This is a genomic window from Streptococcus sp. KCJ4932 (assembly GCF_004352745.1).
Lineage (GTDB): Bacteria > Bacillota > Bacilli > Lactobacillales > Streptococcaceae > Streptococcus > Streptococcus ruminicola.
Window position 1 is genome coordinate 1 of record NZ_SJWW01000023.1, and the last position, 22,203, is coordinate 22,203.

General features: G+C 38.2%; 22 protein-coding genes, 2 tRNA genes and 1 pseudogene. 2 read left to right on the top strand and 23 right to left on the bottom strand.

Features of this window, described 5'->3' with window-relative positions; genetic code table 11:
• Nucleotides 1–151 precede the first annotated feature (151 nt).
• A pseudogene (locus tag E0E02_RS09570) lies at nucleotides 152–597 on the bottom strand (hypothetical protein); the annotation flags it as partial.
• Here E0E02_RS09570 and E0E02_RS08930 point away from each other — a divergent pair.
• Entirely contained in the window at nucleotides 593–1,297 is a 705-nt protein-coding gene (locus tag E0E02_RS08930) for a site-specific integrase (RefSeq protein ID WP_133018411.1), read from the top strand. The pseudogene E0E02_RS09570 and the gene E0E02_RS08930 overlap by 5 nt on opposite strands.
• Nucleotides 1,298–1,428: 131 nt before the next feature.
• Here E0E02_RS08930 and E0E02_RS08935 read toward each other — a convergent pair whose 3' ends face one another.
• The 6 genes from E0E02_RS08935 to tig all read right to left on the bottom strand — a co-directional run bounded on the left by E0E02_RS08935 (nucleotide 1,429) and on the right by tig (nucleotide 7,676).
• Nucleotides 1,429–2,310, bottom strand: a complete 882-nt coding sequence (locus E0E02_RS08935; protein ID WP_024344752.1) for a class II fructose-bisphosphate aldolase — start codon at nucleotides 2,308–2,310, stop codon at nucleotides 1,429–1,431.
• A 224-nt stretch (nucleotides 2,311–2,534) separates the two neighbouring features.
• Nucleotides 2,535–2,620: transfer RNA gene (locus tag E0E02_RS08940), tRNA-Leu, on the bottom strand.
• A 59-nt stretch (nucleotides 2,621–2,679) separates the two neighbouring features.
• Nucleotides 2,680–3,609 (bottom strand): alpha/beta hydrolase, encoded by a 930-nt coding sequence (locus tag E0E02_RS08945; RefSeq protein ID WP_133018412.1) that lies wholly within the window; start codon nucleotides 3,607–3,609, stop codon nucleotides 2,680–2,682.
• Nucleotides 3,610–3,736: 127 nt separating this feature from the next.
• A complete protein-coding gene (locus tag E0E02_RS08950; RefSeq protein WP_133018413.1) occupies nucleotides 3,737–5,347 on the bottom strand; it encodes a CTP synthase in 1,611 nt (536 codons plus the stop codon).
• A 278-nt stretch (nucleotides 5,348–5,625) separates the two neighbouring features.
• Nucleotides 5,626–6,198: a DNA-directed RNA polymerase subunit delta gene (gene rpoE / locus E0E02_RS08955; RefSeq protein WP_039696016.1), complete on the bottom strand. Its 573-nt coding sequence runs from the start codon at nucleotides 6,196–6,198 to the stop codon at nucleotides 5,626–5,628.
• A 194-nt stretch (nucleotides 6,199–6,392) separates the two neighbouring features.
• Nucleotides 6,393–7,676, bottom strand: coding sequence for a trigger factor (tig, locus tag E0E02_RS08960; protein WP_006530997.1), 1,284 nt, complete (start codon nucleotides 7,674–7,676; stop codon nucleotides 6,393–6,395).
• A gap of 203 nt (nucleotides 7,677–7,879) precedes the next feature.
• Between tig and E0E02_RS08965 the strand changes: the two genes are divergently transcribed.
• A complete protein-coding gene (locus E0E02_RS08965; RefSeq protein WP_074565230.1) occupies nucleotides 7,880–8,722 on the top strand; it encodes a mechanosensitive ion channel family protein in 843 nt (280 codons plus the stop codon).
• 45 nt (nucleotides 8,723–8,767) lie between these two features.
• On the opposite strand, the gene E0E02_RS08970 is transcribed toward E0E02_RS08965, so the two are convergent.
• From E0E02_RS08970 to E0E02_RS09045, 16 genes are all read right to left on the bottom strand, one after another.
• On the bottom strand, nucleotides 8,768–9,331 hold the full coding sequence (locus tag E0E02_RS08970) for a TIGR01440 family protein (RefSeq protein WP_133018414.1): 564 nt from the start codon (nucleotides 9,329–9,331) through the stop codon (nucleotides 8,768–8,770).
• Nucleotides 9,332–9,355: 24 nt separating this feature from the next.
• Complete coding sequence (locus E0E02_RS08975) at nucleotides 9,356–9,826, bottom strand: ECF transporter S component (RefSeq protein ID WP_093816030.1); 471 nt, start codon at nucleotides 9,824–9,826, stop codon at nucleotides 9,356–9,358.
• Nucleotides 9,813–10,580 carry a bifunctional hydroxymethylpyrimidine kinase/phosphomethylpyrimidine kinase gene (locus E0E02_RS08980; RefSeq protein WP_074603799.1) on the bottom strand — a complete coding sequence of 256 codons (768 nt, stop codon included), beginning with the start codon at nucleotides 10,578–10,580 and terminating at the stop codon, nucleotides 9,813–9,815. Before E0E02_RS08980 ends, E0E02_RS08975 begins: the two co-directional genes overlap by 14 nt.
• Entirely contained in the window at nucleotides 10,570–11,319 is a 750-nt protein-coding gene (gene truA / locus E0E02_RS08985; protein WP_039696011.1) for a tRNA pseudouridine(38-40) synthase TruA, read from the bottom strand. Before truA ends, E0E02_RS08980 begins: the two co-directional genes overlap by 11 nt.
• A gap of 117 nt (nucleotides 11,320–11,436) precedes the next feature.
• Nucleotides 11,437–12,207 (bottom strand): alpha/beta hydrolase, encoded by a 771-nt coding sequence (locus E0E02_RS08990; protein WP_133018415.1) that lies wholly within the window; start codon nucleotides 12,205–12,207, stop codon nucleotides 11,437–11,439.
• Between the two features lie 62 nt (nucleotides 12,208–12,269).
• Nucleotides 12,270–13,409 (bottom strand): molecular chaperone DnaJ, encoded by a 1,140-nt coding sequence (dnaJ, locus tag E0E02_RS08995; protein ID WP_039696009.1) that lies wholly within the window; start codon nucleotides 13,407–13,409, stop codon nucleotides 12,270–12,272.
• 316 nt (nucleotides 13,410–13,725) lie between these two features.
• Nucleotides 13,726–15,558: a molecular chaperone DnaK gene (gene dnaK, locus E0E02_RS09000; RefSeq protein WP_133018416.1), complete on the bottom strand. Its 1,833-nt coding sequence runs from the start codon at nucleotides 15,556–15,558 to the stop codon at nucleotides 13,726–13,728.
• 84 nt (nucleotides 15,559–15,642) lie between these two features.
• Nucleotides 15,643–16,182, bottom strand: a complete 540-nt coding sequence (gene grpE, locus E0E02_RS09005; protein ID WP_039696008.1) for a nucleotide exchange factor GrpE — start codon at nucleotides 16,180–16,182, stop codon at nucleotides 15,643–15,645.
• A gap of 45 nt (nucleotides 16,183–16,227) precedes the next feature.
• Nucleotides 16,228–17,262 carry a heat-inducible transcriptional repressor HrcA gene (gene hrcA / locus E0E02_RS09010; RefSeq protein WP_039696007.1) on the bottom strand — a complete coding sequence of 345 codons (1,035 nt, stop codon included), beginning with the start codon at nucleotides 17,260–17,262 and terminating at the stop codon, nucleotides 16,228–16,230.
• Between the two features lie 134 nt (nucleotides 17,263–17,396).
• A complete protein-coding gene (locus E0E02_RS09015; protein WP_133018417.1) occupies nucleotides 17,397–17,987 on the bottom strand; it encodes a glucosaminidase domain-containing protein in 591 nt (196 codons plus the stop codon).
• Nucleotides 17,984–18,760: a D-alanyl-D-alanine carboxypeptidase family protein gene (locus E0E02_RS09020; protein ID WP_133018418.1), complete on the bottom strand. Its 777-nt coding sequence runs from the start codon at nucleotides 18,758–18,760 to the stop codon at nucleotides 17,984–17,986. Before E0E02_RS09020 ends, E0E02_RS09015 begins: the two co-directional genes overlap by 4 nt.
• The gene (locus tag E0E02_RS09025) at nucleotides 18,744–19,448 is read right to left on the bottom strand and encodes a histidine phosphatase family protein (protein WP_074561382.1); all 705 of its coding nucleotides are present in this window, start codon (nucleotides 19,446–19,448) and stop codon (nucleotides 18,744–18,746) included. Before E0E02_RS09025 ends, E0E02_RS09020 begins: the two co-directional genes overlap by 17 nt.
• A gap of 229 nt (nucleotides 19,449–19,677) precedes the next feature.
• Complete coding sequence (locus E0E02_RS09030) at nucleotides 19,678–21,015, bottom strand: PFL family protein (protein WP_039696003.1); 1,338 nt, start codon at nucleotides 21,013–21,015, stop codon at nucleotides 19,678–19,680.
• An 11-nt stretch (nucleotides 21,016–21,026) separates the two neighbouring features.
• On the bottom strand, nucleotides 21,027–21,293 hold the full coding sequence (locus E0E02_RS09035) for an ACT domain-containing protein (protein WP_039696002.1): 267 nt from the start codon (nucleotides 21,291–21,293) through the stop codon (nucleotides 21,027–21,029).
• 193 nt (nucleotides 21,294–21,486) lie between these two features.
• Complete coding sequence (locus tag E0E02_RS09040; protein ID WP_039696070.1) at nucleotides 21,487–21,963, bottom strand: sigma-70 family RNA polymerase sigma factor; 477 nt, start codon at nucleotides 21,961–21,963, stop codon at nucleotides 21,487–21,489.
• 142 nt (nucleotides 21,964–22,105) lie between these two features.
• A tRNA-Asn gene (locus E0E02_RS09045) sits at nucleotides 22,106–22,179 on the bottom strand.
• Nucleotides 22,180–22,203: the final 24 nt, after the last annotated feature.

Sequence of the window (22,203 nt, forward strand, 5' to 3'; positions counted from 1 at the left end):
TGTTGAAGATGAATCTGTTGCCCTTTATGGTGCTGAAGCTGCAGGACATGGTCTTGATACTCCCAGCTTCTTCTTATGTCCAAAGTAAGTTGAAAGCAATAAAATAATAGAATAAGTAAAAATAACGTAATTCATTGATTCGCCTCTATTGTTATATAATAATTCTAATATTATTTGATAATATATATATTACCACAATTAGAGATAAAATGAAAAACACATCCCAAATATATGTTTTAAAACTGTTTCTCCTAACTACTTCCTTAAAAGCCAAATTCTTTCTCATTCCAAAATAGTAAATCAGAGTTTTAAAAAACAACGAACGCAATTTATATACTCCAAAAGTTTCCTGATAGATCATATAGCCATCTGTTTTTAATAAAAAAGGATAAGCATTTATAAATGCAAAAATTAAGGTTCCTACAGCATATACGCTCATATAATATGCAGCCAATTCAAAATTCAAATAACGTAATAAATAAAATAGTGAGAAAAATACACCCGATAAATAAAAGATACTGAGCATAGAAAAGATAAACATCCAAACTCTGAAGTGTTTTTTTCACTATAACTAGCTCCCCATTCTGTTCCAATAGAAGATCAATATCTTGAATCTTGGGAACTCAAAGAAGTATTATCCATTGTTCGTAAGTACAATGAGCAGTATGCACGTATTTTTGAATTTCAAGCACTAACCGAAATGCGTATTGGTGAAGTACTTGGTTTAAAGGAGGAAGCTATTGATTTTAATAAAAATATAGCCTCAGTTATTAGAACTCGTGCTACTCATGGAGGAGCCTCAGAAGACAGCTATGAAGGTAACGTTAAAAATGTACAAAGTTATCGAAACGTTCAATTATCAATGCGGGCTGTTGAAATTCTACAAGAAGAAATTGAATTAAATCATCATATAGAATTCAATCCAGACTATAAAGATAATGGATGGATTTTCACATCTAAGAGCATCCATAAACCTGATTACAATGGAACCCCTCTTCATTACAGTGTCTTAAAAAACTTCCTCAACTCTTCAGAAAATGGGAAACTAAACCACAAGGGAAGGCCGAGACGAGCAGGCATCGATATTGACAATAAGCTTAGTTTCAAGAAACATATTACAACTCATATCTTCCGACACACGCATATCAGCTTCTTAGCTGAACAAGGAGTACCTTTGGAGGCTATTCAAGATCGTGTTGGACACACAAGGGGGAGTCGAGTAACACAAATTTATTTACACGTTACACAGAAAACTAAGAACACAATCACTCCAATGATTGATCAATTGACAAAATAAGCAAAATTTTGCTACATCTATGATCAAAACGGACTGAAATTTATAAATCGGGGGCAAAATGGGGGCAAAACATAAGAAAAAGGCTTGTCCATATTGGACAAACCCTTTATTTTCAAGCTTATATAGTCTAATTAAGCTTTGTTAGCTGAACCAAATACGTCGATACGTTCTTCAACAGCTTCAGTAATAGCTTCGAAACCTGGTTTCAAGAATTTACGTGGGTCGAAGAGTTTTTTCTTATCGTATTCTTCTTCGTTTGCTTCGTATTCAGCAACAAATTTACGAGTAGCTTTAGCGAATGCGATTTGGCATTCAGTGTTAACGTTAACTTTAGCTACACCAAGTTTGATAGCTGCTTTGATTTGATCATCAGGGATACCTGAACCACCGTGCAATACGATTGGGAATCCTGGAACAGCAGCAGTCAATTTTTCAAGGTGGTCAAGGTGAAGACCTTGCCAGTTAGCTGGGTAAGGACCGTGGATGTTACCGATACCTGCTGCAAGGAAGTCGATTCCTGTAGCAACCATAGCTTTAGCATCTTCGATTGGTGCCAATTCACCGCCACCAACGATACCGTCTTCTTCACCACCGATAGTACCAACTTCAGCTTCAACTGAAACGCCTTTAGCGTGAGCTTTAGCTACAACTTCTTTAGCTTTTTCAAGGTTTTCTTCAAGTGGAAGGTGTGAACCGTCGAACATAACTGAAGTGTAACCAACTTCGATACATTCCAATGCATCTTCAAAGTGACCGTGGTCAAGGTGAATAGCAACTGGTACAGTGATACCCATTGATTCTACAAGGTTTTCGATAAGTGTTTTACAAAGTTTGTAACCACCCATGTATTTTGCAGCACCCATAGAAGTTTGGATAAGAATTGGAGCTTTTTTAGCTTCTGCTGCACGCAAGATTGCTTGAGTCCATTCAAGGTTGTTTGTGTTAAATCCACCAACCGCATATCCGTTTTCACGGGCAGCTTTGATAAATTTTTCCGCTGAAACGATTGCCATTATATAGGCCTCCTATTTATTTTTTGGGATATACCCTTTTTATATGTACATTCTATCACAAAATAAATAAGATTGCTAGCGTTACTTACAATTTGATTAATTTTCTGTGAAAAAAGCAGTGTAAATAAGAAAGTCTTTTCAAACTTTCTCACTGCTTTCATTTCTGTTTTCACTCAATGACCTCTGAGCACAAAAAAAGACAAGCACTCTCTGGCTTGTCACTCTGCGGAAAGAGGGACTTGAACCCTCACGATCTAAAGCGATCACAGGATCCTTAGTCCTGCGCGTCTGCCAATTCCGCCATTTCCGCTGTTCCTTAACAACATAAATAATTATATCAGCCATTCACATTTCTGTCAACACTATTTTTCAATTTTTTTGCAAAAAAGCTGAAATTTTTTCAATGTATGTTTTAGGATCACTTTCAAAAGATTTGGCATGCGCCGCACCCTTGGCTATATAAAGGTCTTTCTCGCCACTTGTTGCACGATAATTTTTATAAACCATACTTGTTGGAACGAACTTATCTTCGCTTCCATGGATAAAAAGAATTGGGCGCGCATTGTTTTTTAATTGTTTCACACAGCTGGCTTGTCCGTAAGAGAAACCTGCTCGAACTTTTGATACTGCAGACACTTCATAAAGAATCGGGAAAGCTGATAAGTTATACATAGCTTTGGCTTGATATTTTAATTCATCCCAAACGCTGCTATAACCACAATCTTCAATAATATTAACCACTTGTTTTGGTAGTGTCTCTTCACCTGAAGCCATCATGACAGTAGCTCCACCCATCGAAACACCAAATAAGGTGATTTGACAATCTGAATTTTCTTCTGCTAATAGTTGAGCCCATTTTACGATGTTTAGGCGATCATTCCAACCATAACCAATGATTTGACCTTCACTATCACCGTGTGACATGTTATCTGGCATCAGGACATTATATCCAAGTTCATGGAACATCCAAGCATAAGGCTTCATGTCTTCTTTTTCACTTGTAAAACCGTGAACAACGATAGCTGTTTTATTTGTTTCAGTTGCTGCAGGAACATACCAAGCGTCCTGTTTAAGGCCTTGATTAGTCATCCAACGTGTTTCTTTACTTAACTGATCAAAACTTTGTTCATAGGCATATAAACTACTATCTTTGGGACGTGGTTTATTGTTAATAAACGATTTATCTTCACGAACCTGGGCAACATGAAAGAAATAAAAACTTGCCCCAACACTTGCTATAAACACTAGAGCAATCATCCATAACAAAATACTACGTTTCCTTATTCTCATTTTTCTCATGCTCACTATTATACTATTTTTTATCAAAATGTGAAGACTTCCTATGTAACAATACCATTACATAAAAAAACACCTTCTAAACCTTATAAAGGCTTAAAAAGGTGTTTATCATTACGTATTTCTACTATTATTTACTGTTTTTATTTTCAATTGACGCAGTCACAAATGCTGTGTAAAGCTCTTCTGGACGGTTTGGACGGCTTTGAAGTTCTGGGTGATATTGAGCAGCCACGAAGAATTTTTTCTCTGGCAATTCAACAACTTCCATCAAGCGGTTATCTGGTGACACACCTGAGAAGACGAAACCAGCAGCTTCAAATTGTTCACGGAATTTAGTATTAAATTCGTAGCGGTGACGGTGACGACGTTGAACAACTTCTTGGTTGTTGTAAGCTTGCGCTGCACGTGAACCTGGTTTCAATTTACATGGGTAAAGTCCAAGACGAAGTGTTCCACCCATGTCTTCGATGTCGATTTGGTCACGCATGATGTCGATGATTGGGTATTTAGTGTCTGGATCAAGCTCAGCAGAGTTTGCACCTTCCATGTTCAAGACGTGGCGAGCAAATTCCACACATGTCAATTGCATACCAAGACAGATACCTAGCATTGGCACATCTTTTTCACGCGCATAACGGATAGCTTCGATTTTACCTTCTGTACCACGTTGACCGAATCCACCAGGAACGATGATACCATCAGCATCACCAAGCATTTCTTCAACGTTATCAGCAGTAAGATCGTTAGCGTTAACCCATTTAAGGTCAATTGCTGCATCGTTAACGTAACCTGAGTGTTTAAGTGCTTCAACAACTGAAAGGTATGCATCTGGCAATTCAACATATTTACCAACAAGAGCAATTTTAGTTGATTTTTTAAGGTTCATGATCTTATCAACCATTGCTGACCATTCTGACATATCAGCTTTTGGTACATCAAGTTTCAAGTGATCACAAACGATTTGGTCCATGTTTTGAGCTTGCATGTTAAGTGGAATTTGGTAAATGTGATCCACATCAAGTGACTCAATAACAGCTTCTGGAGCAACGTCACAGAATTGTGCCAATTTATTTTTGATGCCTTGACCAGCTGGTTTTTCAGTACGGATAACCAACATGTTTGGTTGAATACCAAGTCCACGCAATTCTTTAACTGAGTGTTGTGTTGGTTTAGTTTTCATTTCACCAGCAGCTTTAAGGTATGGAAGAAGAGTTGTGTGGATGTACATAACGTTATCCGCACCAACATCAGCTTTCATTTGACGAAGAGCTTCAAGGAATGGAAGACTTTCGATATCACCAACTGTACCACCAACTTCAGTGATGATAACATCAGAGTCAGTTGTTGTAGCAGCGCGTTTGATTTTTTCTTTCAAAGCGTCAGTGATGTGTGGAATAACTTGGACAGTTGCACCAAGGTATTCACCTTTACGTTCTTTACGAAGAACTTCGCTGTAGATTTTACCAGTTGTAACGTTTGAATATTTGTTAAGGTTGATATCGATGAAACGTTCGTAGTGACCAAGGTCAAGGTCAGTTTCCGCACCATCGTCTGTTACATAAACTTCACCGTGTTGATAAGGACTCATTGTACCTGGGTCAATGTTGATGTATGGGTCAAATTTTTGGATAGTCACTTTAAGACCACGATTTTTCAAAAGACGACCAAGACTTGCAGCAACGATTCCCTTACCGATAGAAGAAACAACACCACCAGTAACAAAAATATACTTAGTCATTAAATAAAACTCCTTTAAAATAAAAATGATAGCAAACGATAAGTGCTTGAAAAATTGAAAGCGAAAGAATATCAAATAATTAGCAAATTTATTCGATAAATGAAAAAAAGCAAATGGCCATTTACTTTTAGGAAAACAAAAATAGCTCCCTAAAAAGTTAGGGAGCTTTTCTCCGACCTCTAAAAAAGAGGTGCCCGAATAATACTATAAACTATCCTGAGACTTTTGTCAAATGATATGAATTAGTTTTTTAAATTAAATTTAGACACTTAAACTAATTATTCTTCGTCTAAATCGTCATCTTCATCATCTTCTTCGTTGATATCAACTTCTTCATCCAAATCATCATCTGGAATGATCTCGTTGATTTCTGAATCGTATGATTCAACTTCAGATTTTTCATCATCTGGATTTTCGTCATCGTATTCCATATCAGAAGATTTTGCAGAGTAATCGTCATCTTCTGGATCATCATCTGAATAATCGATGGCATCTTCGTCACCATCCATAAAGGCATTTACACGTTTGCGTTTACGTTTTGGTGCTCCATTTTCATCTTCTTCAAGTGTAATGATTTCTTCGTCGATTTCGTCGATAGCATACCATGAACGAAGTCCCCATTTGTTGTCGCCAAGTGGAATAAAGCTTCCATCAACGTTCAATGCAGAATAAAAATATGGTAAAGCTTCACGAATTTCTGCGTCTGATTTTTCGAGGTAGTTTTGGATCTCATTTACAAGATCGCTGAAATACATTTCATGATCGCGTCCACGTTCTTCCAGAATAGCACGTGCAACTTCAATCATTGAAAGTTCGCTTTTTTCTTGTCCAGCAAATACTTCTAATTCCAAGGTAATTCTCCTTATTAATCTTAGGATGTGAGCAAACAGCCACAATAACCCTATTATCTTAATTTTCGTTACTCTCTATTTTACGCTAATTTTGTCAATTCGTCAAAAGATTTATAAGAATTTCTGAGAAAGGGCATAAAAAGCCAAGTAATCTATCGATTACCTGACTTTATAACTATTTATCTAAGGATAAATTATTTTACTTTTGCAGTGCTTGTTACCACTTCAACAGCTTTCTTCATAGCGATGTCGTGTTTAAGCATATCTGCTGAAAGAAGGTTACGAACTTGTTCAACTTCCATGTTGTATTCTGAAGCAAGGTCGTTGATTTCTTTTTCGATTTCTTCGTCAGAAGCTTCGAATCCTTCTGCTTTAGCGATAGCTTCGATAACAAGGTTAGTTTTAACACGTTTGTCAGCGTCAGCTTCGTATTGTTTGTGAAGGTCTTCTTCAGTTGTACCAGTCAATTGGAAGTACATTTCTGGAGAGATACCTTGACGTTGCATGTTACCCATGAATTCGTTCATAGCACGGTGAACTTCGTCGTGAACCATTTCTTCTGGCAATTCAACGATTTCAGCATTTGCAACTGCCAATTCAAGAGCAGCACCTTCAACAGCATCGTCAAATGCGATTTCTTTAGCTGATTCAAGTTCTTTACGGTATTTAGCTTTCAATTCGTCAAGAGTTTCAACTTCTTCGTCGATGTCTTTAGCAAGTTCGTCATCAAGAGCTGGAACTTCTTTAGCTTTAACTTCGTGTACAGTTGTAACGAATTTAGCATCTTTACCAGCAAGGTCTTCAGCTTGGTATTGTTCTGGGAATGTTACGTTAACTTCTACAGTTTCACCAGCTTTAGCACCAACTAATTGGTCTTCGAAACCAGGGATGAATTGACCTGAACCAAGTTCAAGTGAGAAGTTTTCACCTTTACCACCGTCAAATTCAACACCGTCAACTGAACCTACAAAGTCGATAACAACTGTATCACCAAGTTCTGCTGCACCTTCTTTAACGATAAGTTCAGCAAGGTTGTTGCGTTCGCGTTCAACTTTTTCGTCAACTTCAGCGTCAGTTACTTCTTTAGAAGCTTCTACTGATACTTCAAGGTTTTTGTAGTCACCAAGTTTAACTTCTGGTTTTGTAACAACTTCAGCAGTCAAAGTCCATTCTTGACCTTTTTCCATTGATTGGATGTCAATTTTTGGTTGAGCAACAACATCAAGGCTAAGTTCTGCAACTGCTGCTTGGTAAGCTGCTGGAAGAAGTGCGTTCAATGCATCTTCGTAAAGTGCTTCTTCACCAAATTGTTGGTTAAATACGGCACGTGGCATGTGACCTTTACGGAATCCAGGTGCGTTCAAATTTTTCTTAACTTTGTTGAATGCTTGATCAAGAGCTGGTTTGATTTTATCTTGACCGATTGTGAATGTAATCACGCCACGGTTAGTAGCTTTGTTTTCAAATGATACAGACATGAAGTCATTTCTCCTTAAAATTTTATATACAGTTTAGTTTAACATATTTCAGGCTTTTTTGTCAAAGAATAGTGTTATATCAAGGGTTTTAGAGGCTAAGTTTTTTCTTATCATTTCAGCAGTTTTGGCTATTATTACTTTGTGTCAACAAATCAAATTAATAAAAACTTGCTTGCAAAGTATTTTTTTAATAAACTATGGGTATGAACATTATTTCAAAATATATCGAACAACTTCAGGTAGAAGAGATTGCGATTGATCTTATCTCAAAAACAGTGTCTCTTATCCTGCTTCTTGTGCTTTTTCTCATTGCTAAAAGAGTTGTTAATTTCATTTTTACACATGCTGTTGCAAAATCAATTGCACTCTCACGTCAAACTGAAGCACGTCAAAAAACCATCACGAAACTGCTCCACAATATTATGAATTACACCCTCTACTTTTTCTTTATCTACTGGGTGTTAAGCATTCTAGGTGTTCCTGTTTCAAGTCTTCTTGCAGGTGCTGGACTTGCTGGGGTTGCCCTTGGTCTTGGGGCACAAGGTTTCTTGACTGATGTCGTCAATGGTTTCTTCATCTTGCTTGAAAATCAATTCGAAGTCGGTGACTCAGTTGTTATCGGAGCTGTCGAAGGAAACATCTCAAGCGTTGGTATCCGTACAACACAAATTCGTGGTTTTGACGGAACCTTGCATTTCATTCCTAACCGTAATATCACTGTTGTTTCAAATAAATCTCGTGGTGATATGCGTGTTCAGATTGATATTCCAATCTACGCTCACACTGACCTTGAGAAAGTAGCTAATATCATCAAAACCGTTAACCAAGAACAATTACCAAGTTTCCCTGAAATCGTTGGTAGTCCGACAATTCTTGGCCCACGTACTAATAGCACTGCTCAACTTGTTTTCCGAATTGATATCTTCGTTCAAAACGGTAAGCAAAGCTACATTTACTCAAACTTCTATCGCCTTTACCAAGAAGCCCTCTTGGAAAACGATATTCATTTGCCAACAATGTATGCTAATCCGACACTTTCTAAATAAGCAAAAAAAGGTTGAAGTTCAGCACTTCAGCCTTTTTATAATTGTTTAAAATTTACGGATTGGGTCTGCTGTGTAAGTCGCACGCGCACCACCGATAAGTTTTGGTCGGCTAGCAAGCGCTGTGACGTGAGCGCCTCCAAGTTCACGTTGAACTGGAACAAGAGGAACTTGCACGCGCTTGACATGCATACCGATAAAAGTATCACCGATATCAAGCCCTGCGTGTGCCACAATTTCTTCTACCTCAACAGGGTCGCTCATGAATTTAAAAGCAGCCACTTGACCACTACCACCAGCGTGCAGATTTGGAATAACGTTGACGATTTCTAAATCTTTCTTTTCAGCTAATTCACGTTCAACTGTCAAGGCACGATTCAAATGTTCACATCCCTGAACAGCTAGATAAATACCGCGCTCACTAAGTTCATCGAGAATGGTTTTTACAATCACTTCACCAATTTCTGCGCTGCTATTTTTTCCAATCAAGCCACCTGCTACTTCGCTAGAAGATAAACCAAGCACAAAAATTTGTCCTTTTTTAATGGCTGAGCGTTCCACAATATCAACAACAATTGCTCGTGTTTCTTTTGCTAATGCTTCTAAATCCATCCTATGCCTCCCTGGTTTACTAATCTATTTTTTGTTAATTCCTTTTTCAAACGATAGAAAAATCAAATAACCTGCAAACATGCCAAAAATATTTTGGAGTAAGTTTCCTGGAATACTAGCCCAAGCAGCACCCCAACCATATCCTAAAAGCAATGCCGCTAAGAAGTACCAAGCAACCATTGAAATGCTTGCAAGAACTAATCCCAAAATACGTTTTTTCTCTGTCCAACCAGCAAAAAATCCTTGTGCACCGTGGGCAATCAAACTATGAAACATATACTGTGGATAGCCCAACAAAAGGTCAATCAAAAAGCCTGATAAACCACCCACAACAGCTCCTGACTTAGACCCTAAATAGAAAGCTGTGAAATAAATCCCAACATCAAGAAGGGTTAAATAACCTGTTGGCGTTGGAATGTGTATATAGGCAAGCACAACGCAAAGCGCCGCCAAAACCGCCATTACTGTTAAATCGCGTGTCTTATTTTTCGTCATAATTTTGTTTCACTCCATATTTATCTGAATGGCGGATAGCTTGGTAAACAAACTCTTTTGATACCGCAACAGCTTCCTTAGCTGATTTTCCAAGGACCAATTGACTCGCAATACTTGACGCAAAGGTACACCCTGCACCAATATTATTGCTATCAAGCACAGCTGTTTCAAACACTTCATAATCTTTGCCATCATAAAAGACATCAATGGCTTGCTCTTTGCTCAATCGATTACCACCTTTGATGACCACATGTTCAGCACCCAAATCAACTAAACGTTTAGCAGCTGCTTTCATATCGTCCAAAGTCTTGATAGTCATTTGGGTCAATAGCTCCGCTTCAACCAAATTAGGAGTAATAATAGTCACATAAGGGAAAAATTTCAAAAGCTCGTCACGCAGAGCTGAAACTTCCACATCATGTTTTTCTTTACAAACTAAAACCGGATCAAGTACAATCGGAATTTCTTTATGCTCTTTAACAAATTCAAGTGCCTTATCAGCCAGTCTAACATTAGGCAACAAACCTAATTTAATTCCTGAAAAAGGAACATCTTTTAAGCTGTTTAATTGATGATCAAACACCTCGTCATCTGTCGCAAAAACTTCAAAACCTTTGTCTGTCAAAGCTGTTAAACAAGTCACTGCTAAAAAGCCATGCAAATGATTAGTTGTGTAGGTTGCTAAATCAGCATAAAGCCCACCACCACTAAAAATATCATTGCCAGAAATTGCCAAAATGTACTTATTCGTCATAAATAATCTCCTTCAAATAAAGCCCATTACCTGCTGCCGTAGGTCCAGCCAAATCACGATTTTTAGACGCTAACACCGTCTTAATCTGACTAACTGGCATACGACCATTTCCAATTTTCAGTAAAGTCCCCACCATATTACGGACTTGTTTATAAAGAAAACCATTTCCACTGAAGGTAAAGACAAAGAAGCCTGTTTTTTCGTCAATATCAACCGTTGCTCGTGTAATCGTGCGAACTTTATTTTCTACAGATGTTCCTGAAGCTGTAAAACCTGTAAAATCATGAGTTCCTACCAAATCCTGAATAGCCTCTTGCATCAAAGCTAAATCTAGTGGATAAGGATAATGTGTCGCATAATGGCGCATCATAGGATTCTTAGGACGCCCTGCATCAACTAAAAACTCATAAGTTTTACTATGCTTATTATAACGTGAATGAAAGTCGTCACTGACTTGTTCAACCTTCACCACATCAATATCTTCTGGAGATTGTGTATCCAAACCAAAACGCAATTTCTCCACATCACGAGCCTGCGGCAAATCAAAGTGAACCACTTGCCCATAAGCATGAACCCCAGAATCTGTGCGACCTGCACCGTGAACTTTAACAGGCTGACCACTATTTAGCCTCTGTAAGGTCTTTTCAAGTTCTTCCTGGACCGAACGCTCACTCGGTTGACGCTGAAAACCGGCAAAAAGCCTACCATCATATGAAATTGTTGCTTTATATCTTACCATGTGTGTATTTTATCATCTTCCTAGAGGACTTTCCAGAAAATTTAGAACAGACTGTCCCCGTACAGATTTTAACATAAAAACAGAGATTGGAAAATAGACTCCAACCTCTGCATACTATTAATCTTTCAAACCAGCCACAATTGCTTGAGCAAGCTCAGAAGGATTCTCCCAAGCCATCGAGTGCCCTGCACCCTCGACAATCCTCAAAGGCACTCCTGCCTCTGCTAAACTTGTATAGTCATTATCTGGCAATGATTTTCTTCCAAAAATCACTGTTTTAGGTAAATTCAAATCATATAACATCTGGCGCCAAGGTGTTTTTCCACCCTGAACAGCATTGACAGACATTCGATAAACTGCATAAGGTGACCACTGTGCTAAAGTTGCTGCCCACATGCTATTACCTGAATTTTTGCTTTCTGCTAATACTTTACAAAATCCAAAATCAATGAATTCTTTTTCTGAAAAGCTTGCAATTTCAAAACTCGAGCTTCCAAAAGTACTCGGATCTAAATTAGGTTCACTTAGAATTAACTTTTCTACTCTGTCTGAGCAAATACTGGCTAATTCAATAGCAATTGGACCACCCAAGCTATGCCCAAAAACTGTCAGATTTGCTAAATTCAATGTCTCAATAAAATCCTTCAAGTACGTAACATGTGAACTGACACGATAATCAAATTCTTCCGGCTTATCACTGTAACCTGCTCCCAACAAATCAATAAGTATGCAACGATGATCTTTTAAACACTCCTGAGAAACAACTTCTCCGTAGTCAAAAGACCCTGCGCACCCTAAACCATGTATAAATAAAATCGGACTACCGTCACCTGGAAAATCTTGATAGCGCATATAAGCATTTTGGTCGTCAATAAAGTATTCTTTCATAATCTCCCCTTCTGTAAAAAAAGAGACCGGAAAATAGATTCCAATCTCTTTTTAGTTTTCAATTATTCACCATCAAAGGCGTCTTTAACTTTGTTGAAGAAACCTTTTTTCTTAGGATTTCCAACTTTGTCGCCACCAGCTTGCGCAAATTGTTTAAGTGCTTCAACTTGTGCATCGTTAAGTTTTGTTGGTGTCACAATATTAACTGTAACGTGTTGGTCACCTTGACCACCGCCACGCAATTTAGGAGCACCTTTACCGCGAAGTCGGAAAGTTTTACCTGTTTGAGTACCAGCTGGGATAGTCATTTCAACATCACCATGAACCGTTGGCACCTCAACAGTATCACCGAGCGCAGCTTGAACAAAACTGATGTTCATTGTGTAGTAAATTGTTGAACCGTTACGTTCAAATTTATTGCTTGGCAAGACATTGATGATAACGAAGAGGTCACCATAAGGACCGCCGTTAAAGCCAGCCTCACCTTGTCCTTGCAAGCGAATTTGTTGACCAGTTTCAACACCAGCCGGAATTTTAACAGACACTTTGTGTGTTTTCTTTTCGTGTCCTGTTCCATGACATGTGTGACATGGTTCTTTGATTTCTTTACCTGTACCGTGACAGACATCACATGTCACTTGACGACGCATCATACCAAGTGGTGTTTGTGTATCAACATTAATCACACCTGAACCATGACAACGGCTACATGTTACAGGGCTAGTTCCTGGTTTAGCACCTGAGCCATGACAAGTTGAACATGTTGATTCTCGGTTGTAAGCTACTTCTTTTTCAACACCAAAGACAGCTTCTTCAAATGTCAAATTGACACGGTATTGAAGGTCATCCCCTTGACGAGGTGCGTTTGGATTACGCATTCCGCCGCCTCCACCAAAGAAGCTTGAGAAGATATCTTCAAATCCACCGAAGCCAGCTCCATCAAAACCGCCAAAGCCGCCAGCTCCACCACCGAAGCCACCGTTGGCACCAGCAGGACCATATTGGTCATAAGCCGCACGTTTTTGTTCATCACCTAAAGTTTCATAGGCTTCTTGAACTTCCTTATATTTTTCTTCTGCACCAGGTTCTTTATTAATATCTGGGTGATACTTTTTAGACATTTTGCGGTAAGCTTTTTTAATTTCAGCTTGCGAAGCGTCTTTCGAAACACCCAAACGATCGTAAAATTCTGTATTGTTCATAATTATGATATTAAGCCGTTAGACATCGTCAAAATAAGAGATTGAACAAAAGATGTTTACACCTCCCTTTTGACACCAGCCATGGCTCGCGTTCATTTCTGAACACTTTTCCTTTCTATTTGATTAGAAGGTATTTCTAGAAACAAGCGTATCTGACTCTCGTCATAAAAGACTTGTTCATTCAAGCGACTTGCGGTCGCTATCTACTTATGCTATCTACCCAAAAGCAGAGGCTGGGTTGCAACCTCTGCATTTAGATTTATATTTTCAACATACTGAGTTTCAAACCCAATGTAAATCTGTCTAGAAGACTCAATTATTTTTCAGTGAATTCACCGTCAACAACGTCATCACCATTGTTGTTTGATGAATCAGCTGATTGAGCACCTTCAGCACCTTGTGCTGCTTGTTGAGCTGCAGCAGCTTGTTCGTACATTTTAACAGCAAGTGCTTGAGCTTTTTCGTTAAGAGCTTCAAGTTTAGCTTTCATATCTTCAAGATTGTTAGCTTCTTGAGCAGCTTTCAATTCATCAAGAGCAGCTTGAGCAGCATCGCGTTCTGTATCGAAACCTTTACCTTCAGTTTCTTTGATTGTTTTTTCTGTTGCAAAGATAGCTTGGTCAACTTCGTTACGAAGATCAACTTCTTCTTTACGTTTAGCATCTGCTTCTGCGTTAGCTTCTGCATCTTTCATCATTTTTTCAATTTCTTCATCAGTCAAACCTGAGTTAGATTGGATAACGATGTGTTGTTCTTTTTGAGTACCAAGGTCTTTAGCTTTAACAGATACGATACCGTTTTTATCAATATCAAATGTTACTTCGATTTGAGGGATACCACGAGGTGCAGCTGGGATATCAGTCAATTGGAAACGACCAAGAGTTTTGTTATCAGCAGCCATTGGACGTTCACCTTGAAGAACATGGATATCTACAGCTGGTTGGTTATCAGCAGCTGTTGAGAAGACTTGTGATTTAGAAGTTGGGATAGTAGTGTTACGGTCGATAAGTTTTGTAAATACACCACCCATAGTTTCGATACCAAGTGACAATGGAGTAACGTCAAGAAGTACGACGTCTTTAACATCACCAGTGATAACACCACCTTGGATAGCAGCACCCATAGCAACTACTTCATCAGGGTTAACTGATTTGTTTGGTTCTTTGCCAGTTTCAGCTTTAACAGCTTCTACAACGGCAGGGATACGAGTTGAACCACCGACAAGGATAACTTCGTCGATTTCAGAGATTGAAAGACCTGCATCTGAAAGAGCTTGACGAACTGGAGTTTTAGTACGTTCAACAAGGTCACGAGTCAAATCATCGAATTTAGCACGTGAAAGGCTTGTTTCCAAGTGAAGAGGTCCAGCAGCTCCTGCAGTGATGAATGGAAGTGAGATTTGTGTTTGAGTAACACCTGAAAGATCTTTTTTAGCTTTTTCAGCAGCATCTTTCAAACGTTGAAGGGCCATTTTATCTTGGCTAAGGTCAATTCCGTTTTCGTTCTTGAAGTCAGCAACTAACCAATCAATAATTTTTTGGTCGAAGTCGTCACCACCAAGTTTGTTATCACCTGCTGTAGCAAGTACGTCAAAGACACCATCACCAAGTTCAAGGATAGATACGTCGAATGTACCACCACCAAGGTCAAATACCAAGATTTTTTCATCTTTATCAGTTTTATCAAGACCATAAGCAAGTGCAGCTGCAGTTGGTTCGTTAACGATACGTTCTACTTCAAGACCAGCGATTTTACCAGCGTCTTTAGTTGCTTGACGTTGAGCATCGTTGAAGTATGCAGGAACTGTAATAACAGCTTTTGCTACTTTTTCACCAAGGTAATCTTCAGCGTAACCTTTAAGGTATTGAAGAATCATTGCTGAGATTTCTTGTGGAGTGTATTCTTTACCGTTTGCAGATACTTTTTCAGAAGTACCCATTTTAGATTTGATAGAGATAACTGTATCTGGGTTTGTCACTGCTTGACGTTTTGCAGCATCACCAACGATGATTTCACCGTTTTTGAATGAAACAACTGATGGAGTTGTACGGTTACCTTCTGGGTTTGCGATAATTTTTGATTCAGTTCCTTCAAGAACTGCAACAGCTGAGTTTGTTGTACCTAAGTCAATACCAATAATTTTAGACATGTTCTACCCCTCTTTTTTATATGAATTTATCTTTTTTATGCTTTCTGTTATAGTTTAATGACATTGCGGTCAGGTCATTTGCATTTAGTTGTAAACAACAACCATTGCAGGACGCAACAAGCGTTCATGAAGTTTATAACCTTTTTGAAGAACTTGTGCAATGCTATCCACTGGATGTTCATCATCCGCTGGAAGTGTTTGAACTGCCATGTGCAAGTTGTGGTCAAAGTTTTCAACAACCACTTCTTCAACACCTTCTTCATTAAGTGCACGAACTAGGCTATCGCGTGTCATTTCAAGACCTTTTTTTACATCGTCAGTCAAACCTTCAACAGCAAGAGCTCGTTCCAAGTTATCTAAACTTGGCAAGATTGCTTTAGCTAAATCTTGTGAACGATATTTTTGCAATTGTTGACGTTCTTCGTTAGCACGACGTTGAATATTTTGCATTTCAGCATGAGCACGAAGGTATTTATTTTCAAAATCTTCAGCACGCTCAAGTGCTTTTTGTAATTCTTCATTTTGAGCATCTTCTTGAGGCTGCTCTTCTACTTTTTCTTCAGTCACAACATCAGTGGCTTCAACTTCTTCTTGAAGTTCTTCGTTTTTAATTTCTTCTGACACTGTGTCCCTCCCTATCTTTTTATCAATTTAATTCAATTACTAAACTTAGTTGACCTCGTAGTGATTACTATTAAGGTATCGGTAGTAATCACCAAGTTTCATCGCTAAAACTCGCCCGATAACATTAACCAAGCTAACGCTTCGGCGATAATCCATATCAATGGGACCAATCAAGCTAAGGAGCCCAAATCCACGATAAGGAATCAGAAACTTATGTGTCAAAACAGTCACATTTGCTAAAGCTGGCTCTTGACTATCTGCAACCTGAACATTGGCAATTTCATCTTCTTTCATTGAAGAGCGAAGCGCAACCGCCACTCGTTGGTCATTATCCAAGAAACGATAAGTTTCCAAATCAGCATAATCAAGCGAATTAACTTTACCAGCTACGAAAACCAATTCTCTGAACAATTCTGCAAAAATATAATCAAACAAATCCAGAACATTATCTGTTACTGTGAAATACTTTTGCAAAACCTGTGGAATTTCTGTTCGTAACTTATAATGGATATCCATCACCGTGCGACCAAGCAAACGTTCATCAACGATTTCTTTCAAAGTCACCAAATCTTTCAACATAAAGTTTTTCGGAATGGCGAACTGAATGGTTGCTGGTTTAGATTCATCCAAAGTTAAAACAGCTAAAGCGTCATGACTTGATAGTTGAACAATATCAAAGGCAGTTAATTTCTGGCGGGCTGGTTCAACATCCAAAATCACTGATGTATAACCAGTCATATCAGCCAAGACTTGACTTGCCTTTTGTAAAATATCATCAAGCTTAAAAGCTTCAAAATCAAAAGCTTTAACCACTTGGTAAATATCACGTTCATCAATACTATCAAGACTCAATGAATGCTCAACAAAGTACTTAAATCCAGCAGCACTTGGCATCCGTCCACTAGACGTGTGAGCTTTCTCAAGCAACCCTAGCTTTTCAAGTTTAGCCATGTCATTACGAATGGTAGCACTACTTGAATCGATAGTTGCTTGCAAAGTTTTAGAGCCAATAGGTTCATGCGTCTGTGTAAACAATTCAACGATTAAATTCAGAATTTCACTTTGACGTTGTGTAATCATAACCTCGCCCCTTTCAACTTTTAGCACTCATTTACCTCGACTGCTAATTTATAATTCTATTATACTCCTCTAAAAAGCAGTGTCAAGGAAAAAGCATAAAAAATTAGCACTCTTTTTACTAGAGTGCTAATTTCTTATTTATCATATGTTGTTAAGTCATTTTCTTCAATAATAGCAATCAATTTACTCGCATAATTGGGGTCTGAACTAAAGCCCATATCTTGCAGTGCTTGTGCTGGTTTCTTGTATCCTTTGTTAGAAACCATAATGTCATAAGCACCTTCGCTATTTCGAATTTTACCTGACTTCAGTAAAGCAAAATAATCATAAATAGCATCATCCCAAGACTTATAAACAGCAAATTGACCAATTTCAGTTTGCCACTCATTGACAAAATAACGTTTGTATTTCAAAGTCACAGGCTTATTCCCAGGCTGCGCAGAAACAGCAAAGAGATTATGATATTTTACAGCTAGCAAATTTTGACCATAATCAGATTCTAACGCCGCTTGTGCCATCACCAATGACGGACGCACGCCATAAGCTTCTGCCACTTCTTGAACCGTTGGTGCAATGTCAGCAAAAAATTCCGACTTATTATAGGAAACTTTTTCTGTTTTATTTGTACTAGGTGTTGCTCGGTGAGCATATAGCGGTGAAAAAATACCTAGAACCAAAACAGCCAAAAATACAAGAAATTGAACAAAAGAGAATCGAGATTTCATCGTTTATTCTCCTTCAACAAAGCAATGTATTCTTCAAGGCTAAGATTATTATCAGTCATGTATTTTGCTGATTCTTTACCAACATAACGGAAGTGCCAATCTTCATAATCAACACCTGTTGACTCACTTTTTCCTTTTGGAAAACGAAGAACAAATCCATATTCAGGTGCAATAGCTTTTACTTTTTCCACAACATCAACATCACTTTGATTGAGGTAATTAACAGTACTCATATCCATGGCTAAACCAGTTTGGTGTTCACTAGCCCCAGCCGGTTGTGAATACGTCTTAACCAAATCTTCTGCCGCAGACTGTGTCAAACTTGGGTCAGCAGCCACTTCCTGCGATACATATGAATTAAACAATTCTTCCTGATACGCAACGCTTCGGTAACCAGAAATCAAGTGTTCACTAGCGTCAATAGCTTGCGCTGCAGCCAAGAAATTACGAGCATCATCAGCAATACGTGAATCAACCGTAATATTATCAATCTGCGTCAAATCAGGATTCATTTCTGGCGTGATGTGGTCACGATTTACCAAGACCAATTGCCAATCTTTGGTTGAAACATCAGGTAAATTCGCTACTTTTTTCTTAGCAGCTACTGAAGAGGACTTAGCTGATGAACTTTGACTCACCGAAGTAGAAGCATTTCTTGCATTTCCCTTTAACGTCAATCGATTTCCTTGAACGAAAACAAAAATTCCAACAATAAAAATGATAATAACTAATAACCCTAATATTAAGGTTGGTAAACTACGCTTTTTTCTCATCTTTTCTTTCTTCTAATAATTGTCGACCTTTGAGACGATAACTAACATCTCCAATCGATTCAATAATAAATTTGCCATTCTCAAAACTAACAACTGTTACACTACCATTATCTAGTCCAAGACCTCTTGGTGTCGTAGGGTCAATTAACCACAAAAATGTACCAATAGTCATACCATGACTCACTACAATGGCATTGCCGCCGCCTGATGCTTCAATCTTTTTAGCAATAGCAGTAAAACCTTCTAAAATCCGACTACTTAGCTCTTCCCAAGTTTCAGCCCAACCAGCAGTATCAACTTTGTAAATGCCCTTGGCTAATTCTTCGTAAGACAGCTTTGTCATATCCTTATCAAAAACTCGAGGAAGAACACCGTTGAAGAGCTCACCGTCATATCCTCCATCTAGACTACCAAAGCACCACTCACGAATACGTTTATCACGCGTGTAAGGAATGTCCTCTTGCTGACATTCTCGCAATATAATTTCCATTGTTTGCAAAGTCCGCCCACTATCACTTGAAAAAGCTTCCTTAAATGTCAAACCCGCAGCCTTTAAGCCAACACCAAGTTCCTGAATACCACGTTCACCCTCAGCAGTCAACGGAGTATCACTCCAACCCTGTGCACGACCGATTGTGTTAAACATTGTCTTACCATGACGAGCAATATACAACCTTGTTTTTACCATTGGCTTCCTCCTATAAACTAGAAACAAACAGAAATAGTGATAACAAAATAAATAGTAATTTAAGACTTTAATGCCACTTTATTATAACATATTTTTCGCTTTGCTCCTTCGTCCAAAACACAATCTTAATTAGGAAAAAGACAAGTTTTTAAAGAAGGATTTCAAACAAAAATCTAGGGCAAAAATTACTTTCACCCTAGATATTTTATGACTAAAAATGATTAACAGATTAGTTTTTAAAGCTATGGACAGGCGCAGGAATTTGACCTCCACGGTGAATGAAATCAGCAGACGAATTATGGTTAACACGCATCACTGGTGCAGCACCAAGAAGTCCACCAAATTCAATCATATCGCCTTCTTTACCTTTAGGAATGATACGAACAGCTGTTGTTTTTTGATTAATAACACCAATAGCAGCTTCATCAGCAATCATAGCAGCAATTGTTTCGTGCGGAGTATCCTCAGGAATAGCAATCATATCCAAACCAACTGAACAGATAGCTGTCATAGCTTCAAGTTTTTCTAAATTAAGAGAACCATTTTGAACAGCAGCAATCATTCCTTCATCTTCAGAAACTGGAATGAAAGCACCTGATAGACCACCGACTTGGTTACAAGCCATGATTCCACCTTTTTTAACTTGGTCATTCAAAAGCGCAAGTGCTGCAGTTGTACCGTGAGTACCAACTGCTTCAAGTCCCATTTCTTCAAGAACACGAGCGACAGAATCCCCAACAGCTGGTGTAGGAGCAAGTGAAAGGTCAACAATACCAAATTTAACCCCTAAACGTTCACTAGCCATTTGACCAACTAATTGACCGATACGAGTAATTTTGAAGGCTGTTTTCTTAACAGTTTCTGCAACAACATCGAAGCTTTCACCGCGAACTTTTTCAAGAGCACGTTTGACAACACCAGGACCAGAAACACCGACATTAATGACAACATCCGCTTCACCAACACCATGGAAAGCACCAGCCATGAAAGGATTATCCTCAACCGCATTAGCAAATACAACTAACTTAGCTGCACCTAAATCAGACAATTCAGCAGTTTCTTTAATCACACGTCCCATGTCAGCAACAGCAGTCATATTAATACCAGATTTTGTTGAACCAATATTAACAGATGAACATACTTTTTCTGTTTCAGCAAGAGCACGAGGAATAGAATTAATCAAAATTTCATCGCCTTTTTGGTAACCTTTTTGAACCAAAGCAGAGAAACCACCGATGAAATCAATACCAATTTCATGTGCAGCTTTATCCAAAGCATGTGCAAGTGGAAGATAGTCTGTCGCATCAGTTGCAGCACCAATAATTGAAATTGGTGTAACTGAAACACGTTTATTTACAATTGGAATACCAAGCTCAGCAGCAATTTCATCTCCAACTTCAACAAGAGAACCAGCTTTTTCGACTACTTTTTTATAAATTTTATCAGCAGCTTTGTTAATATCAGGATCGATACAATCAAGAAGAGAAATTCCCATCGTAATAGTACGAACATCGAAATTTTGCTCTTCAATCATTGCAATTGTTTCAGTAACTTGTCTAATATCCACAGCTAGCCTCCTTAAATATTGTACATAGCATCAAAAATCGCTGCGCTTTGAATGTTAATTTTGACGTTAAGCGTGTCCCCATAAGCTTCAAATTCAGAGCGTAATTTTGTGAAATCTTGTTTTTCATCAGATGAAACAACAGCCATCATTGTGAAAAAATCATCCAAAACAGTTTGAGAAATATCATCAATATTCAAACCAAACTCAGCAATTTTTGCTGAAACACCTGCTACAATACCTGCTTTATCTTTTCCGACAACAGTAATAATTGCTTTCATGAGAAGCCTCCAAAACTAATATTTGTTCAATTTTACCACAATTTTCTGAAAAATTCCATTTAATTAGCAAAATAATTCGCTAAAAACGAATTATTTTTGATTATTTAGGACAAATATTCATGTTTTCAACTAAAAACAAAGCCTTCTTCCGCGCAGAAGAGTAAGCAAAAGGCCAGAATCCTCTGGTCTTTTCTTATGGTCTAAAATCTGAGAAATACGGTTCAATGCTTTTTAAAAAGGCTTTCTTCCCTTCAAAACGTTCCCCACGAATCACTTTTTCCAACTTCAGTCGGTCTTCTCTTCCCAATGTTCTTCGTAAACGAGCTAAGCTATCCTGATAAGCCACGTAATCTGCGACTTCAAAGAAAGATACCTGGGGCACACAGTGACTAATATCACCAATTTCTTCATAAGGCATACGATTAAATTTCCGTTTAAAGGATTCCTGATGGCGGATAATATCTTTAACATGGTTAGAAAATTTTGTTTTAAAGTAGCTATAGCGTTTGCCTTCATTAATTAAGAGGTCTGGATGTTCCTCTAAGAGTTGAAAGAAAACAATTCGACCTTCTTGAATCCAATCTTCATAATCCCAAAGTTTGACAAAATAATGACGGCGTAATTTTAAAATAATTGGTTTAACCGTTTGAAAATAGCGTTCAAAATCCACTGTTACGATCTCCTTTTTCCTTTTTATTGTTAAGGTACCCTTATTATAGAAAGGATTAGGAAAAAGGAACATGACAAAAATGTCCAAATGAATGCACAAAAAAAGCAACTCAATGAGTTGCTCTCCGTCTACCGCTTTTAAACTCCGCCAGTAGGACTCGAACCTACGACATCATGATTAACAGTCATGCGCTACTACCAACTGAGCTATGGCGGATAAATGCTAAGCGACTACCATATC

What these genes read in the sequence shown, in the direction of transcription:
- E0E02_RS08935 (WP_024344752.1), bottom strand. Translation starts at nt 2,310, where the DNA reads ATGGCAATCGTTTCAGCGGAAAAATTTATCAAAGCTGCCCGTGAAAAC.
- E0E02_RS08945 (WP_133018412.1), bottom strand. Translation starts at nt 3,609, where the DNA reads ATGAGAAAAATGAGAATAAGGAAACGTAGTATTTTGTTATGGATGATT.
- E0E02_RS08950 (WP_133018413.1), bottom strand. Translation starts at nt 5,347, where the DNA reads ATGACTAAGTATATTTTTGTTACTGGTGGTGTTGTTTCTTCTATCGGT.
- tig (WP_006530997.1), bottom strand. Translation starts at nt 7,676, where the DNA reads ATGTCTGTATCATTTGAAAACAAAGCTACTAACCGTGGCGTGATTACA.
- E0E02_RS08965 (WP_074565230.1), top strand. Translation starts at nt 7,880, where the DNA reads ATGAACATTATTTCAAAATATATCGAACAACTTCAGGTAGAAGAGATT.
- E0E02_RS08970 (WP_133018414.1), bottom strand. Translation starts at nt 9,331, where the DNA reads ATGGATTTAGAAGCATTAGCAAAAGAAACACGAGCAATTGTTGTTGAT.
- E0E02_RS08975 (WP_093816030.1), bottom strand. Translation starts at nt 9,826, where the DNA reads ATGACGAAAAATAAGACACGCGATTTAACAGTAATGGCGGTTTTGGCG.
- E0E02_RS08980 (WP_074603799.1), bottom strand. Translation starts at nt 10,580, where the DNA reads ATGACGAATAAGTACATTTTGGCAATTTCTGGCAATGATATTTTTAGT.
- truA (WP_039696011.1), bottom strand. Translation starts at nt 11,319, where the DNA reads ATGGTAAGATATAAAGCAACAATTTCATATGATGGTAGGCTTTTTGCC.
- E0E02_RS08990 (WP_133018415.1), bottom strand. Translation starts at nt 12,207, where the DNA reads ATGAAAGAATACTTTATTGACGACCAAAATGCTTATATGCGCTATCAA.
- dnaJ (WP_039696009.1), bottom strand. Translation starts at nt 13,409, where the DNA reads ATGAACAATACAGAATTTTACGATCGTTTGGGTGTTTCGAAAGACGCT.
- dnaK (WP_133018416.1), bottom strand. Translation starts at nt 15,558, where the DNA reads ATGTCTAAAATTATTGGTATTGACTTAGGTACAACAAACTCAGCTGTT.
- hrcA (WP_039696007.1), bottom strand. Translation starts at nt 17,262, where the DNA reads ATGATTACACAACGTCAAAGTGAAATTCTGAATTTAATCGTTGAATTG.
- E0E02_RS09015 (WP_133018417.1), bottom strand. Translation starts at nt 17,987, where the DNA reads ATGAAATCTCGATTCTCTTTTGTTCAATTTCTTGTATTTTTGGCTGTT.
- E0E02_RS09020 (WP_133018418.1), bottom strand. Translation starts at nt 18,760, where the DNA reads ATGAGAAAAAAGCGTAGTTTACCAACCTTAATATTAGGGTTATTAGTT.
- E0E02_RS09025 (WP_074561382.1), bottom strand. Translation starts at nt 19,448, where the DNA reads ATGGTAAAAACAAGGTTGTATATTGCTCGTCATGGTAAGACAATGTTT.
- E0E02_RS09035 (WP_039696002.1), bottom strand. Translation starts at nt 21,293, where the DNA reads ATGAAAGCAATTATTACTGTTGTCGGAAAAGATAAAGCAGGTATTGTA.